Raw genomic sequence first — 13882 nt, forward strand, 5'->3', positions numbered from 1 at the left:
CTTTTTTCGCTCATGAATAACTACTTCCCGTCTCGCCTCAATCATAATCCTGTTCTCAAAAAAAAGCGACCATCCGGCCGCTTCTTTCATTATTTCCCAAACTCTTTTCTAAATCTTCACACCGAACTCCCGGGCCACATGAATGGCGGAAGTCGTCGCTCCGATTGTTCCGGCACCCGGAAATACAGTATCGCCGATGATATAAAGTCCCGGGACACCCGTCCGAAACGAGGCAGCGCGAAACAAACTTGTCGACGGCAATTGCGGATATCCGCCGACACCGCCATCCGGACGTGATGTATAGCGGACCCAGGCACCCGGTCCACCGGGATGGCGTTCAATGACTTGATCTTGAAAACCGGGGAATTCTTGTTCTAAAATCGTTTCGAATTTTTCCTGCATGGTTTCGACTTGCCGGTCATATTGCGCGCGGTCGTCGCGTGTGAACTGACCGATCGGAATATGGCAGGACATCGTCAACGTCCGACACCCGATTGGTGCCCGCTCGATGTCTCCCGTCCGGGATAAGGAGATGAACGCATGACCCGACGGTAGAAGCGGATCGTGAATTTGCCGAAAGGCGTGATCCTCTTGAATGATTGTCTCAGGAATCGCTGCGTAATACGTAAATGTTGCCCACTGCGTTAAGTCAGCTTGTCGCTTGTACGTCCGGCCCAATGCAAGTCGCAATGACGGTTCGACCAGTTTCTGCATCGCTTCGATCGGCAAGGCACCGATGACGGCATCGGCAAGTAAAAGTCGTCCCCGCCGGTCTTCCAGTAAAAATCCATCCGCCGTTTGACGGACAGAGGTGATTTTACGACCGAGCAATACTGTTGCTCCGTCCGCTTCAGCAGTAGCTTTCAGACGTTCTGCGACTTGATACAGTCCACCCGGAACGTAATACGCGCCGTCATGATAAATCGACAATGCAACGGCTCCAAGCAACGCCGAAGCTTCTTTTCCCGTCTGCATGCTATCGAGTAAAATCCCGTCGATCAGTTGTGCAAAAACCGTCCCGTCCAACTGATGTTTCCGGAGAATGTCACCAACCGTCCGCGCCAGATAGGGGAGTAGCGGCAGACTTGCTTTTGTTTCCCGGACAATCATCCGCGCATCACGCAACGTTTTGAGCGGTAACGCCGGTAATGCCTGCATTAACGGTTGGACGTGTTGCTGGATCCGGTCCAGTTCATCAAAAAAGTGTTGAATCGCATCTGCCTGCTCAGGAAACTGGTCCTTTAAATGCGCAATGAAACGGTCCCGTTCCCGATAATAGAAGATATCATGCCCGTCCAACTTGATTGTCATGACGGTTTCGAGTAATTCGACAGGCTGGTCGATTTGCAGGTGCTGCAGCACCCGGTCATGAATACCGCCGGACTCAAAACCCATTCCGAGTGTCGCACCGACCGGATAGGTAAAGTCTTTGCGGGTAAACTTACCCGCTGACCCGCCCCATTCACGGCTTCCTTCGTACAAAGTCACATCATGCCCGTTTCGAGCGAGTAACGCCGCAGCGGTGACTCCCGCTATTCCGCCTCCGATGATGACAATCCGTTTCATGACGGTTCCTCCTCTGTCTCTGTGACCAAATTTTCTTTAAACAAAAAATTGCGGACTTCTTTGAAAACCGGTTCCCGGCGATGGATCGTAAAATGATCATACTTATAGGATTTCGTTTGAATGTTATCCGTATACGCATCAAGCGCAAACGAGCTTTTGAGCGGAATCAAATTGAAGTCTCCACCTTTCGCTCCAAAAGAATAGACCAGCACATCCCGGGGCCATGTCTCCAAACGATCCTTCAGATTTTTCATCGCCGCCGAGTTTTCAGCCAAATCCTGAATCGCCGGACTGTTTGTATTCGTACCGAACGGAGCAAGCGTCAGCCCGAGCGTCGCATAATCCGAGCCGCTGATTGGTGCATCGAGCGTCACGACTTTTCGGACATGGTACGGGATATCTTCTTTCAGTATATAGGCGACGACATCGACTCCGCCCATACTGTGACCGACGAGTTGGATGTCCGTAAACGTCGCCTGTTGCTTTTGGTCATATTGTTCAATTGCTGTACTGAGCCATTTTTGTTGATTAGCAAGACTTGCTTCATCGTCTTCAAAGACAATCCGGACAAGCGGATAACCGGTCGTAGACGGTTTGACGTCACAAACTACTTTCCCATTTCGTGACACATCACATCGTCCGCCGTCATCTGCCAGCTTCTTTTTCGTGAAGTTCTCCATCATCGGCAGGAAGGTCCGCTCTGTCCCGAACAGACCGTGAACCATGAATGTCGGCGTGATTTCGCCGACCTGTTGCGCGACAATCTGTTTTGTCGGCGGTGGTGCACTCGACGTCTCGTCGGCAAAGAACCACCAGGCACTGCCACCGACAAGCAGACAGACGAGTACCGAGATACCTATGGTCTGCAGTTGTTTGCGGCGTAATTTCCGGACGTGATGAACAATCCAAAAGATAAGCAGACAAACCCCGATCAACAAAACGATTCCCGTGACGATCCAGCCGGTCGGATTCGGAACATAGGCGATCAGCTGTAACTCGTTAGCCTTTGTCCCGTACAGTTTCCACGAGACATTATTATGATTCGACCAGTCGATTTTTTCCCCATTTTGCAGACCAATCACTTTCGGTCCATGAAGATTGATTTCAATATCTGCCTGCCGGAGATAACGATCGGCTAATTTTTTAACCTGTCCGGTCGGCTGATAGCCTTTGATGTTCAACCGGTCGATACTTAAATCAATGTTCGTATCCAGTCGATACGTATTAAACCAAAATCCTTTTTCCTGTTTGACTTCATACGTCGTATCCGGCGGGATGAGGATACCACCGATCCCTGTTTTCCATTCATCTTTAATCGTTGCCAAATCTTCGAATTTGGCAAATTTCTTTTCCATCCGGATGCCTTCGTAATCATCCTGCGTCTTGAACGTCTTTGCCGCGTACCCGTTCTTCTCAGCCTGTTTGACATACGTATTCCAGTCCGGGTTCAGATTAAGTAATCGCGCTACAGGATGCTCTTTTGCCGCGTATGTCGTTTTCAAGGTGACACTTTTGTCGGTATGGACCGTCGCATCGTATTGGATCCGGATACATCCGCCAAGTACCATTGCCATCAACGCGAACGACAGGACAATAAGTTTTTTTCGTTTGCTGATCAAATCGTCACACGCCCTTTCTCTCTGCTATCAGCTCGTTTTTCTTTTCCCTAACTCGGAAGTCCTCATGCTTCAAAATGAGAATGTCCAAAAAAATGTAACAGACTTTAAGCCGTCACGCTCTAGTTGTTTATACATGAAGAAGTCACTTCAGTCTTTGTCCTTCTACTTTTCCAGAAAAATATCCGACGCTTGTATCTGTTGTGAACAAATACATTCATTCAACTTCTAATCATTTAAATTCTGTTGTTTTTATGATTATATCAGCTGATTTGACCGTTATCAGCAAGTGATTGCTGCTTTATTAACATATGAATTTTGTAAAATACTTCGAGATTTTTATTTCCGTATAGTTTATAGAAATAAAAAATCGGAAAGTTCAGCAAACAAAAATTGTCATTGCATCTCCAATTTTTGTTTGCTATCATTCAACTTGAAGATGACAATGATAATCATTATCAGTTAATTCGTGAAAGAAAAACACATACATATTCACGTTTGATGCATTGTCTAAAACCAAAAGGAGATGAATTAAAATGGGGACACTCAAAACATCGATGGTGATGAGCTCACTCGCCGTCTTACTTGCCGCTTGCGGCACAGCGAACGAAACGACTACAGACAGTAAACAATCTGCTACAAAAACGGTCGAAATCACGGATGCACACGGTACGGTCAAGGTACCCGTACAACCGAAGAAAGTCGTTGCACTCGATAACCGGACATTCGAGACACTCGCTGCCTGGGACGTCGAGCTCGCTGCCGCTCCGGTCGGACTGTTGCCGGCTGAATCGCCGTACGCCAAAGACAAGGAAATCGTCGACGTCGGCATGCACTTCGAACCAAACCTCGAAGCCATCGCCGGTGTCAATCCGGATGTCGTCATCGTCGGTCAACGTTTTGCGGATTACTACGACGAGATCAAAAAGTTAGTCCCGGAAGCTGCCGTCATCGATTTGGACATCGAATTGCCTGAAACATCCGGAACACCGGGTGAACTGTTAGTCAAAGGTCTTGAAGATACGACACACACTCTCGGTCAAATCTTTGCCAAGAAAAAAGAAGCCGACCAACTCGTCTCGACCTTCGAACAGTCGATTCAGGATGTGAAAAAATCCTATAACGGAAAAGACAGCGTCATGTCGGTCATCGTCTCGGGTGGAGACATCGGTTTCTCCGCTCCGATGAGCGGTCGTGTCTTTGGACCGATGTATGACATCTTCGGCTGGAAACCGGCACTTGAAGTCAAGCAGAAATCAGGTAACGATCAAGGAGACGAAGTGTCGGTCGAAGCCATCGCGCAAAGCAATCCGGACCGTTTGCTTGTCTTAGACCGTGACGCTCCGCTCGGAAACGCCAAAGATGCTGTTCCGGCGGAAGATGTCATCGATCGTGCTCCGGCGCTTCAAAAGACGACAGCCGTCAAAGAAGACCGGATTGTGTATACACCAAAGGACATGTACTTAAACGAATCAATTCAGACCTATTCAGAATTTTTTCAAAGTGTGTCGAAAGCATTTGTGAAGTAAATGGACCAGATCAAGCCGCAACAAGTGAATGGAAGTGTTGAGCCGATTGCTCGACCTTCCTTTTCTGTCGTTTGGACGCCACCGTTTATCATCGCCCTGCTGATCATCGGTCTCCTTGCCGTTACTTCCCTGTTTACCGGAGTCTATGATCTCGGGAACACGGCAAATGACTTTTCTATGTTTTGGATTACACGTGTCCCGAGGACGATTGCCCTGATGCTGACAGGTGCAGCCATGGCGATGGCGGGACTCGTCATGCAACTGATTACACAGAACCGGCTCGTCGAACCGACGACGACCGGCACGATTGAATGGGCGGGACTTGGACTATTGACCGTCTATCTGCTTGTTCCGGCACCGACATTGATGATGCGGATGACCGGTGCGATCGTGTTCGCTTTCGCCGGCACGATGGTGTTCTTTTGGTTCCTGCGTTCAGTCCAGCTCCGTTCTTCATTGATCGTACCGATCATCGGACTCATGCTCGGCGCTGTCATCTCAGCCATTTCCACCTTCTTAGGTTTATATTTCCGGGCGAGCCAGGCGCTGGAGGGATGGTTTGTCGGATCGTTTTCATCCGTCCAGATCGGGCGCTATGAATACTTATGGATTATTGTCGGGGTCACGATGTGTATTTTCTTTCTCGCCAATCGTTTGACAGTAGTCGGTCTCGGCGAGGATATCGCGACGAGTCTCGGCATTCATTACAACCGTCTGATGATCATTGCAACGGGTCTGATCGCCTTGTCCGTCGGCATCGTCGCGACGGTTATCGGAAACTTACCGTTTCTCGGTCTGATCGTGCCGAATCTCGTCTCGATGATGCGCGGGGATGACTTGCGCAGTAACTTGCCGTGGGTCTGTATCATCGGGATGGGGACGGTTCTCGTCAGTGATTTAATTTCGCGGACGTTGATTCAACCCTTTGAATTGCCGGTCTCACTGATTCTCGGAACGGTTGGTGCAGCCGTCTTCATTCTCATCCTGTTGCGGCAACGAAAAAGAGGAGGTATTCGATGAGTACAGTCATGCACAGAAAACCGAAACCTTCCCCAGCTGAACGAACGACCGCTCATAAGAGCAGCCGGAATGCTTCGGCCTTCCCTTCTAAGCGACTTGCGCGCCGCTACTGGATTTTATTGTCCCTGTTTTTGTCCGGTGGACTGCTCTGTTCGCTTGGTCTCCTGCTCTACAACAATCCGGTTCCCGTTCAATCACCGTCCTTTTGGCCGGTCGTCGAACGCCGGATCACAGCCATCGTGACAATGGCGATTGCCGCACTCTGCCAAAGCCTTGCCACCGTCGCCTTTCATTCGGTCACGAATAACCGGATTATCACACCGTCCCTGCTTGGATTCGATGCGCTGTACTCGACGATTCAAACGTCGATGATCTTTTTCTTTGGTGCAGGGGCTCTGATCGGTTTTTCAGGGACGGGAGCATTTTTGACCCAAGTCGGTCTCATGCTCGTGATGAGTCTGCTCCTCTATGGATGGCTATTATCCGGAAAATATGCCGATTTACAGCTCATGTTGCTGATCGGCATCATCCTCGGCACCGGACTGAATTCTCTCGCAAGCTTCATGAGACGAATGCTCGATCCGTCTGAATTCGATATTCTGCAGGCGCGACTGTTCGGTTCAGTCACAAATGCCGATGCTGCCTATTTTCCAATCGTTATTCCGGTCGTTCTGATCGTCAGTATCTTGTTGTTTCTGTCGGCGAACCGTCTGAATGTCATCGCCCTTGGAAAAGACGTCGCGACCTCGTTCGGCGTCAATCACCGCCGAAGTGTCATCTATGTCCTCATCCTCATTTCCTTACTCATGTCGATGTCGACGGCACTGATTGGACCACTGACGTTTTTCGGTTTTCTCGTTGCCACACTCAGTTATCAGGTCGCTTCTACATACGACCATAAATACGTCTTACCGATGGCATTTTCGATCGGCTTTCTCGTTCTGACGAGTGCCTATTTCTTCATGTATCATATATTCAATGCACCGAGCGTCGTCTCCGTCATCATTGAACTCTTTGGCGGTCTGATTTTCTTAACGGTGTTATTACGAAAGAGGTCCCTATGATTAAATTAACGCAAGTCAAAAAAACGTATTCGGATCATGTCCAAATCGGTCCGCTTGAACTTGAAATCCCGCAAGCCGGGCTGACCGCACTGATCGGACCGAACGGCGCCGGTAAATCGACGACACTGATGATGATCGGTCGTCTGTTGCATCTCGACGAAGGACAGATCCAGGTCGCAGGACTCGATGTCTCAAGTACGAAGTCCAAGGATCTGGCAAAAATCCTGACGATTCTTCGTCAGGAAAATCATTTTGTAACCCGGTTGACGGTTCGCCAACTGGTCGGGTTCGGCCGTTTCCCCTACTCCCAGGGGCGCATGACGCCGGACGACGAAGCCATCACATCAAAATACATCGACTTTCTTGACCTGACACCACTCGAGAACCGTTATCTCGACGAACTGTCAGGCGGACAACGTCAACGGGCTTATGTCGCAATGGTCTTATGTCAGGAGACGGATTACGTGTTGCTGGATGAACCGCTCAACAATCTCGATATCGCCCGGTCCGTCCAAATGATGGGGTATCTTCGTCATGTCGCGGATGAGCTCGGACGAACAATCATTACCGTCTTACACGACATCAATTTTGCAGCGAAATATGCCGACCATATTTGTGCCATGAAACATGGACAGATTGCTGCGTTCGGTACGGTACAGGAAATCATGGTCGCGGACACGCTATCCGATATTTTTGAGACCGATCTCGAAATCATGGATGGACCATACGGACCGATTGCCGTTTACTGAGATAATCCAGCAGGAAACATATCAAAAAGAAGGACGGCGCATCGAGTGATGGCCGTCCTTCTTTTTAGTTTCAGACTTTCTTATTTAATCAATTCTAACTCTTGTCCGACTTGCTTAAATGCTTCGAGTGCCTGCTCTAAATCTTCGCGTTTGTGTTCCGCTGTGACGATTGTCCGGACACGCGCTTTGCCTTTCGCGACCGTCGGGAAAGCAATCCCTTGTGCAAAGACACCGTGTTGACGCAGACGGTCTGACAGCTGATGACATAATGCTTCATCACCGACGATGACCGGTGTGATCGGCGTCGTTGACGTGCCGATATTAAAGCCGAGTTCACGCAAACCATGTTTGAAGAATTCCGTGTTTTCCCAGAGACGGTCAAACAGTTCCGTTTCTTCTTCCATGACGCGGAGCGCTTCCCGGTTCGCTTCGACGACTGCCGGTGGATGCGACGTCGAGAACAGGAACGGACGGCCTTTATGGATCAGATAGTCTTTGACGTGTTGTTCACACGCAACATATCCCCCGAGAACACCAATCGCTTTTGAGAGTGTCCCGACCTGTAAGGCGACTCGTCCGTCGAGACCGAAGTGATTAACGGTTCCACGGCCACTTTTTCCGAGAACACCGGATGCATGGGCATCATCGACCATGACGAGGGCATCGTATTTTTCAGCCAGTTCGACGATTTCCGGGAGTGGCGCAATGTTACCGTCCATCGAGAAGACGCCGTCCGTTACGACGAGACGTGTCCGCGCATCTTGTGTTTCCTGCAGCGCCGCTTCCAGGTCCGCAAGATCAACATGATTATAAATACGGCGTTTCGCTTTTGTCAGACGAATTCCGTCGATGATTGACGCATGGTTCAAGGCATCAGAAATGACGACGTCTTCCGGTCCGAGCAAGGCTGACAACACACCGAGGTTTGTTGCGAATCCGGATTGGAAGACAAGTGCCGCTTCCGTATGTTTAAAGGTCGCCAGTTCCCGTTCGAACGCCTGGTGCATTTCGAGTGTTCCGGCAATCGTCCGGACCGATCCTGTTCCGGCACCGAATTCAAGTGCTGCGTCCGCTGCCCGCTTCGCGAGACGCGGGTGCGCTGCGAGTCCGAGATAGTTGTTCGACGACAGTTGAATCAATTCTTTCCCGTCGACCGTCACCCGGTTGTGCTGGGCACTCTCAAGTGCGACGAGTTCGCGGAACGTTCCCGCTTGTTTCATCTCTTCTACTTCTGTCCGTAAATGCTCAAAACCCATTAATTTGTCCCCCTTGGTTGTAGTACGACCTTTCCACATTTCCCTTGTCGCATCAATTCGAATCCTTCTTCAAACCGTTCGAGTGGTAACGTATGCGTAATCAACGGTTTCACATCGACTTTTCCGCTCGACAGGAAAGCGGACACCTGACTCCATGTCTCATACATCTTCCGCCCGGTAATCCCCTGAACGCGGACTCCTTTGAAGACGACATGGTTCGTCAAATCGATTTCAACCGGTTTGACCGGCAGACTCAAGATGTTAACGTCTCCTCCTGCTGTCACCATCTCGAATGCTTGACCGATCGCGACCGGATGACCGCTCATTTCGCAGACGACATCAATGCCGTCTCCGTCCGTCATCAAACGGACCCGTTCTAGGACATCTTCATGACGCGAATCGATGACGACATCTGCACCCATCGTCTTCGCAAGTTCCAAGCGGTACGGATTGACATCGATTGCGATGACTTCCGCAGCGCCTGCCGCTTTCGCGACGGATACGGCCATCAGACCGATTGGACCACAGCCGACGACTGCCACCGTTTTCGCACTGACATCACTTGCAAGAACCGTATGGACGGCATTGCCCATCGGCTCTTGAATCGATGCGATGCTGGCCGGCATGTCGTCCGGATTGACCCAGAGATTTTCTTCAGGCATGACGACGTACTCCGCGAAACAGCCTTGCGTATCGACCCCGATGATTTTTGTGTTTTTACAAATATGATATTGACCACGTAAACATTGTTTACATTGATGACAGACGATATGTGTTTCCGCCGAGACGTGGTCCCCGAGCTTCAGACGTTTTGTCCCTTCCCCGAGTTCCACGACTTCGCCTGAAAACTCATGTCCGAAGACGTACGGTGGATTGACACGGGACGCTGCCCAGGCATCCCATTCGTAAATATGGACATCCGTCCCGCAAATTGAAGTCGCCTCGACGCGGATCAAGACTTCACCGCGTTTTGGTGACGGAACCGCCACTTCTTTTAAAACGGCGCCAAATCCCCGTTCTTCTTTGACGAGTGCCCGCATCGTTTTTACTTTCGTCGTGTCTTCTACAGCTGTCACTAGTTTTGTCATCATTCCCCGACTCCTTCGTGGTCCTTGCCTCTTTCTCTAATCGGTCCAGACCAAGTATTGAGCATCCCCAACTAACCAAACAATCATTCACTTCTAGTTTACATGAATTCAGCCGCAAGTTTACCAAATGTTTCTTCATTCATGTCGAGATTTGCAAAAGTCAGCCCCTGATCGGCATACCCGTCGATTTGGGACTGATAATCCGGACGCGAATCGTCCTGATAAATCAAGCCCATGACGAGACCGTTATGTTCGTGGACGATCCGTTTCGCGAGATCAAGATTCGTCGCATCATAGTCATCGAGATCATCCAGTTTCGTCAGATTCTGTTTGAACCAGTCGTACGTGTTGACTTTATTGAACGTCACACACGGACTGAACACGTTGATAAAGGCAAATCCTTTATGTTGCGTCGCCTGTTCAATCAGACTCGTCAATCCTTTCAAGTCATTCGAAAAGCTTTGGGCAACGAATGTTGCGCCTGCCGTCAATGCTAGTTCGACCGGTGAGACACTTTTTTCGATGGATCCTTTCGGTGTCGACTTCGTCTTAAAACCGAGCGCCGACGTCGGGGATGTCTGTCCTTTTGTCAAACCATAGATTTGATTGTCCATGACGATGTACGTCATATCGACATTTCGTTTGAATGCATGAATCGTATGTCCCATCCCGATGGCGAATCCGTCCCCGTCACCGCCGGACGCGATGACCGTCAACTCACGGTTCGCCATCTTGACGCCCTGGGCAATCGGTAACGACCGGCCGTGGACACCATGAAATCCATACGTATTGATATAACCGGAAATCCGTCCCGAACAGCCGATACCGGAAATCAAAGCCAGTTCCTCCGGCTCCAGTCCGACGTTTGCGACCGCCCGTTGAATGGCCGCCTGAATCGAAAAGTCACCGCAGCCGGGACACCAGTTCGGTTTGACATCGTTTCTGAAATCTTTAAAGGTTGCCATGGAAAACCCCTCCTGCAACGACTTGTTCCACCACTTCCGCCGGATAGAACGGATCGCCGTTGAATTTTAAAATATGTTCAATTTTTTCTGCAAAACCGCAGTTCATCTGAATCAGTTTCGCCAGTTGTCCCGTCGCATTGTATTCGACGACGACGACCTGTTTGGCCCGCTCGAGGTGCGGACGGACGAGTTCACTCGGAAACGGATGCATCTGCCGGATATGGAGATGATCGACATGAATGCCCTGTTCTTCAAGACGCGGCATCACTTCTTCAATCGTTCCGCGCGTCGAGTTAAAACCGACAAACAGAATATCCGGTGTGGCATGCTGTTCTGTGACAAGGACGGCATCCTTCATCCGGAACCGGTTTAACTTGCGGAGACGTTTCGTCATTTGATCGACCCGATTCTTCGTCGCTTCCGACGGACGGCCTTCTTCGTTATGTTCGACTCCCGTCACATGATGAATACCGTGTTTCGTACCCGGGACGACACGCGGACTGATTCCGTCTTCCGTCACTTCATAGCGTTTGAAGTACGCTTTTCCTTCAAGTTCCGGCAGTTCATCAAGCATCAATTTCCCGCGGCGGATTTCAACGCGGTTGACATCAAGCGGTTCGACAGACTGTTTCCCGAGCGATAACATCAAATCCGTCAAGAGAATGACCGGACATTGGTATTCTTCCGCGATGTTGAATGCTTCCGCTGCATCATAAAAAGCTTCCTCGACTGTCGACGGCGCCAAGACGACTTTCGGAATCTCACCGTGTGTGCTGTAAATCATCGCCATCAAGTCGGACTGTTCCTGTTTCGTCGGCAGTCCGGTCGAAGGCCCCCCCCGTTGTGTATCAATGATGACAAGCGGCGTTTCCGTCATTCCGGACAAACCGATTGCTTCTGCCATCAGCGACAGACCGGGTCCGGCTGATGCCGTCAAGGCCCGGACGCCGGCGTAGTTGGCACCAATTGCCATCGTAACTGCGGCCAGCTCATCTTCCGTCTGAACGACGGTTCCGCCGAACTGCGGTAATTTTTTAATTAAGTACTCCATGATTTCCGACGACGGAGTAATCGGATAAGCTGCCATCAGACGGGCACCCCCTGCAACTGCACCAAGCGCAATCGCATCATTGCCGATCATAAACATCCGTTGCTGTCCGTCTGCCGGATCGAGGACGAAACGTTCCGCTGTTCCAGCCATCGCTTCAAATGCCGCTGCCCCTTCGCGAATCGCCGATAAGTTTTTCTCGACCATTTCCGGTCCTTTGCGGCCAAAAATCTGTTCCACGACCGCCTGGAAACGTTCCGGTGCAATCCCGAGAATCGCACTCGATGCCCCGATGGCAACCATGTTTTTCATCAACGACGTTCCGAGTCCGGACGCAATTTCCGTAAAAGGAATCGGATACAGGACGGCACGTGTCTGATCCGGGTTGGTCGGATTGAACTTCGCATCGGCAATGATGATTGCCCCTTGACGCAACTCATGGAAATTGACATCGATCGTTTCCTGGTCAAAGGCAACCAGAATATCGAGATCGTCGGCGACGGTCCGGACTTCGTGTGTCGCGACCCGGATTTTGTTGTTCGTATGTCCACCTTTGATGCGTGAAGAAAAATGACGGTATCCGTATAAGTAATAACCAAGGCGGTTCAAGGCAATGGCAAAGATCTCACCCGTCGATTCGATCCCTTCCCCCTGCTGACCGCCTACTTTCCATGACAATTGATTGTACATCGACGTTCGCTCCTTTAATCCCCTGAAATGATTGAAGCTGTCTGCTTCACTATCCTCCCCCATGATACCGATTTCCCGATGCTTGTACAATGCTCCGCTGACGAATCCGTTGATTTTTTCCTGTAATCCGTCATAAAAAAAGGCCATCTACTCCAACGAGTAAATGGTCTGGTTTAGCGTAGGACCTATGTCCAATGATGCATCATCGTGGTTCAATGATTAATTTGATTGCCGTCCGTTCCTCGCCATCAATCATGATGTCGGTAAATGCCGGAATACAGATCAAATCCATGCCTGACGGTGCGACAAATCCTCTTGCGATTGCAACCGCTTTGACGGATTGATTGAGTGCACCTGCTCCGATTGCCTGAATTTCGACAGAACCTTTCTCTCGAAGTACACCTGCGAGCGCTCCGGCGACCGCATTCGGATTCGATTTAGCTGATACTTTCAGGACGTCCATGCATGTACCTCCCAATCAAAAATCAAAACTCAATCAAAGAAAATCGATTGATCCGTTAAATGGATGCGTTCAATCTTCGTTGCTTTTTTTGATACATCATCAATATGAATCAAGACTCCATTTAATTGTTCCCGTCCTTCAGCAACTTCAAACCGGGTTGGGAGCTGTGTTTTAAATTTTCGCAAGACATCTTCTTTGCGCATCCCGAGAACACCGTCGAGTGGACCTGTCATGCCGACATCCGTGATGTAAGCCGTTCCACCTTCAAGAATCCGTTCATCCGCCGTCTGGACGTGCGTATGTGTCCCGACAACCGCCTGGACACGACCTGCCAAGTGATAGCCCATCGCGATTTTTTCACTCGTTGCTTCCGCATGAACGTCAACGAAGATTGCATCGACTTCACCCTCGACTTCAGCAATCAGTTCATCGACTGTCCGGAATGGATCGCCGAGCGGCGGTAAGAAGACCGTCCCTTGAACGTTGATGACGGCGATTTTCTTGTTGCCGACTTTTAAGACCATCATGCCACGACCCGGTGTACCTTCCGGATAGTTCGCCGGACGGACGATCCGATCCGCGTCATCGATCCAGTCAAAGATGTCCCGGTTATCAAACGTATGGTTCCCCATCGTCACACCATGGAATCCAAGTTCAAGTAACTGATGATAAATCGATTTCGTGATCCCGCGGCCATGCGCTGCATTTTCTCCATTGACGAGCATGACAGTCGGATTATATTTGGATTTAATGCGTGCTGTAAACTGCTGTAAGATATGACGGCCGGGTGCTCCGACGACATCTCCGATAAATAAGATTTTCATGAAA

General features: G+C 50.0%; 12 protein-coding genes. 4 read left to right on the forward strand and 8 right to left on the reverse strand.

The genetic code is table 11. The features are described 5' to 3' along the window. Positions 1–108 precede the first annotated feature (108 nt). Positions 109–1566 (reverse strand): phytoene desaturase family protein, encoded by a 1458-nt coding sequence (locus KNP93_RS05840; RefSeq protein ID WP_214853884.1) that lies wholly within the window; start codon positions 1564–1566, stop codon positions 109–111. Continuing rightward, entirely contained in the window at positions 1563–3185 is a 1623-nt protein-coding gene (locus tag KNP93_RS05845) for a DUF3153 domain-containing protein (RefSeq protein ID WP_214853886.1), read from the reverse strand. Before KNP93_RS05845 ends, KNP93_RS05840 begins: the two co-directional genes overlap by 4 nt. Before the next feature lie 533 nt (positions 3186–3718). On the opposite strand from KNP93_RS05845, the gene KNP93_RS05850 reads away from it, so the two are divergent. From KNP93_RS05850 to KNP93_RS05865, 4 genes are read left to right on the forward strand one after another with little or no spacing between them, the layout of a single operon-like run. Next, a complete protein-coding gene (locus KNP93_RS05850; RefSeq protein ID WP_131973129.1) occupies positions 3719–4711 on the forward strand; it encodes a siderophore ABC transporter substrate-binding protein in 993 nt (330 codons plus the stop codon). Next, positions 4712–5731 (forward strand): ABC transporter permease, encoded by a 1020-nt coding sequence (locus tag KNP93_RS05855; protein WP_188005297.1) that lies wholly within the window; start codon positions 4712–4714, stop codon positions 5729–5731. It begins immediately after the preceding gene. Positions 5732–5739: 8 nt separating this feature from the next. Further along, entirely contained in the window at positions 5740–6795 is a 1056-nt protein-coding gene (locus tag KNP93_RS05860) for an iron chelate uptake ABC transporter family permease subunit (RefSeq protein ID WP_370528996.1), read from the forward strand. Then, positions 6792–7544: an iron ABC transporter ATP-binding protein gene (locus KNP93_RS05865; RefSeq protein WP_131973132.1), complete on the forward strand. Its 753-nt coding sequence runs from the start codon at positions 6792–6794 to the stop codon at positions 7542–7544. Before KNP93_RS05860 ends, KNP93_RS05865 begins: the two co-directional genes overlap by 4 nt. 80 nt (positions 7545–7624) lie before the next feature. Here the strand turns inward: KNP93_RS05865 and KNP93_RS05870 are convergent, their stop codons facing one another. The 6 genes from KNP93_RS05870 to KNP93_RS05895 all read right to left on the reverse strand — a co-directional run bounded on the left by KNP93_RS05870 (position 7625) and on the right by KNP93_RS05895 (position 13878). Next, the gene (locus KNP93_RS05870; RefSeq protein WP_214853888.1) at positions 7625–8800 is read right to left on the reverse strand and encodes a glycine C-acetyltransferase; all 1176 of its coding nucleotides are present in this window, start codon (positions 8798–8800) and stop codon (positions 7625–7627) included. Next, a complete protein-coding gene (gene tdh, locus KNP93_RS05875; protein WP_131503024.1) occupies positions 8800–9891 on the reverse strand; it encodes an L-threonine 3-dehydrogenase in 1092 nt (363 codons plus the stop codon). Before tdh ends, KNP93_RS05870 begins: the two co-directional genes overlap by 1 nt. Positions 9892–9986: 95 nt before the next feature. After that, entirely contained in the window at positions 9987–10853 is an 867-nt protein-coding gene (locus tag KNP93_RS05880) for a 2-oxoacid:ferredoxin oxidoreductase subunit beta (RefSeq protein ID WP_131973134.1), read from the reverse strand. Next, on the reverse strand, positions 10840–12591 hold the full coding sequence (locus KNP93_RS05885) for a 2-oxoacid:acceptor oxidoreductase subunit alpha (protein ID WP_131503184.1): 1752 nt from the start codon (positions 12589–12591) through the stop codon (positions 10840–10842). Before KNP93_RS05885 ends, KNP93_RS05880 begins: the two co-directional genes overlap by 14 nt. A gap of 202 nt (positions 12592–12793) precedes the next feature. Continuing rightward, complete coding sequence (locus KNP93_RS05890) at positions 12794–13054, reverse strand: stage V sporulation protein S (protein ID WP_131503025.1); 261 nt, start codon at positions 13052–13054, stop codon at positions 12794–12796. Between the two features lie 29 nt (positions 13055–13083). After that, positions 13084–13878: a TIGR00282 family metallophosphoesterase gene (locus KNP93_RS05895; protein ID WP_012369931.1), complete on the reverse strand. Its 795-nt coding sequence runs from the start codon at positions 13876–13878 to the stop codon at positions 13084–13086. Positions 13879–13882: the final 4 nt, after the last annotated feature.

Source organism: Exiguobacterium sp. s166 (assembly GCF_018618855.1).
Lineage (GTDB): Bacteria > Bacillota > Bacilli > Exiguobacteriales > Exiguobacteriaceae > Exiguobacterium_A.

Excerpts from the sequence above, each read along its gene's own strand:
- tdh (WP_131503024.1), bottom strand. The coding sequence starts at position 9,891 with ATGATGACAAAACTAGTGACAGCTGTAGAAGACACGACGAAAGTAAAA.
- KNP93_RS05880 (WP_131973134.1), bottom strand. The coding sequence starts at position 10,853 with ATGGCAACCTTTAAAGATTTCAGAAACGATGTCAAACCGAACTGGTGT.
- KNP93_RS05860 (WP_370528996.1), top strand. The coding sequence starts at position 5,740 with ATGCACAGAAAACCGAAACCTTCCCCAGCTGAACGAACGACCGCTCAT.
- KNP93_RS05840 (WP_214853884.1), bottom strand. The coding sequence starts at position 1,566 with ATGAAACGGATTGTCATCATCGGAGGCGGAATAGCGGGAGTCACCGCT.
- KNP93_RS05870 (WP_214853888.1), bottom strand. The coding sequence starts at position 8,800 with ATGGGTTTTGAGCATTTACGGACAGAAGTAGAAGAGATGAAACAAGCG.
- KNP93_RS05890 (WP_131503025.1), bottom strand. The coding sequence starts at position 13,054 with ATGGACGTCCTGAAAGTATCAGCTAAATCGAATCCGAATGCGGTCGCC.
- KNP93_RS05855 (WP_188005297.1), top strand. The coding sequence starts at position 4,712 with ATGGACCAGATCAAGCCGCAACAAGTGAATGGAAGTGTTGAGCCGATT.
- KNP93_RS05895 (WP_012369931.1), bottom strand. The coding sequence starts at position 13,878 with ATGAAAATCTTATTTATCGGAGATGTCGTCGGAGCACCCGGCCGTCAT.
- KNP93_RS05885 (WP_131503184.1), bottom strand. The coding sequence starts at position 12,591 with ATGTACAATCAATTGTCATGGAAAGTAGGCGGTCAGCAGGGGGAAGGG.
- KNP93_RS05865 (WP_131973132.1), top strand. The coding sequence starts at position 6,792 with ATGATTAAATTAACGCAAGTCAAAAAAACGTATTCGGATCATGTCCAA.
- KNP93_RS05850 (WP_131973129.1), top strand. The coding sequence starts at position 3,719 with ATGGGGACACTCAAAACATCGATGGTGATGAGCTCACTCGCCGTCTTA.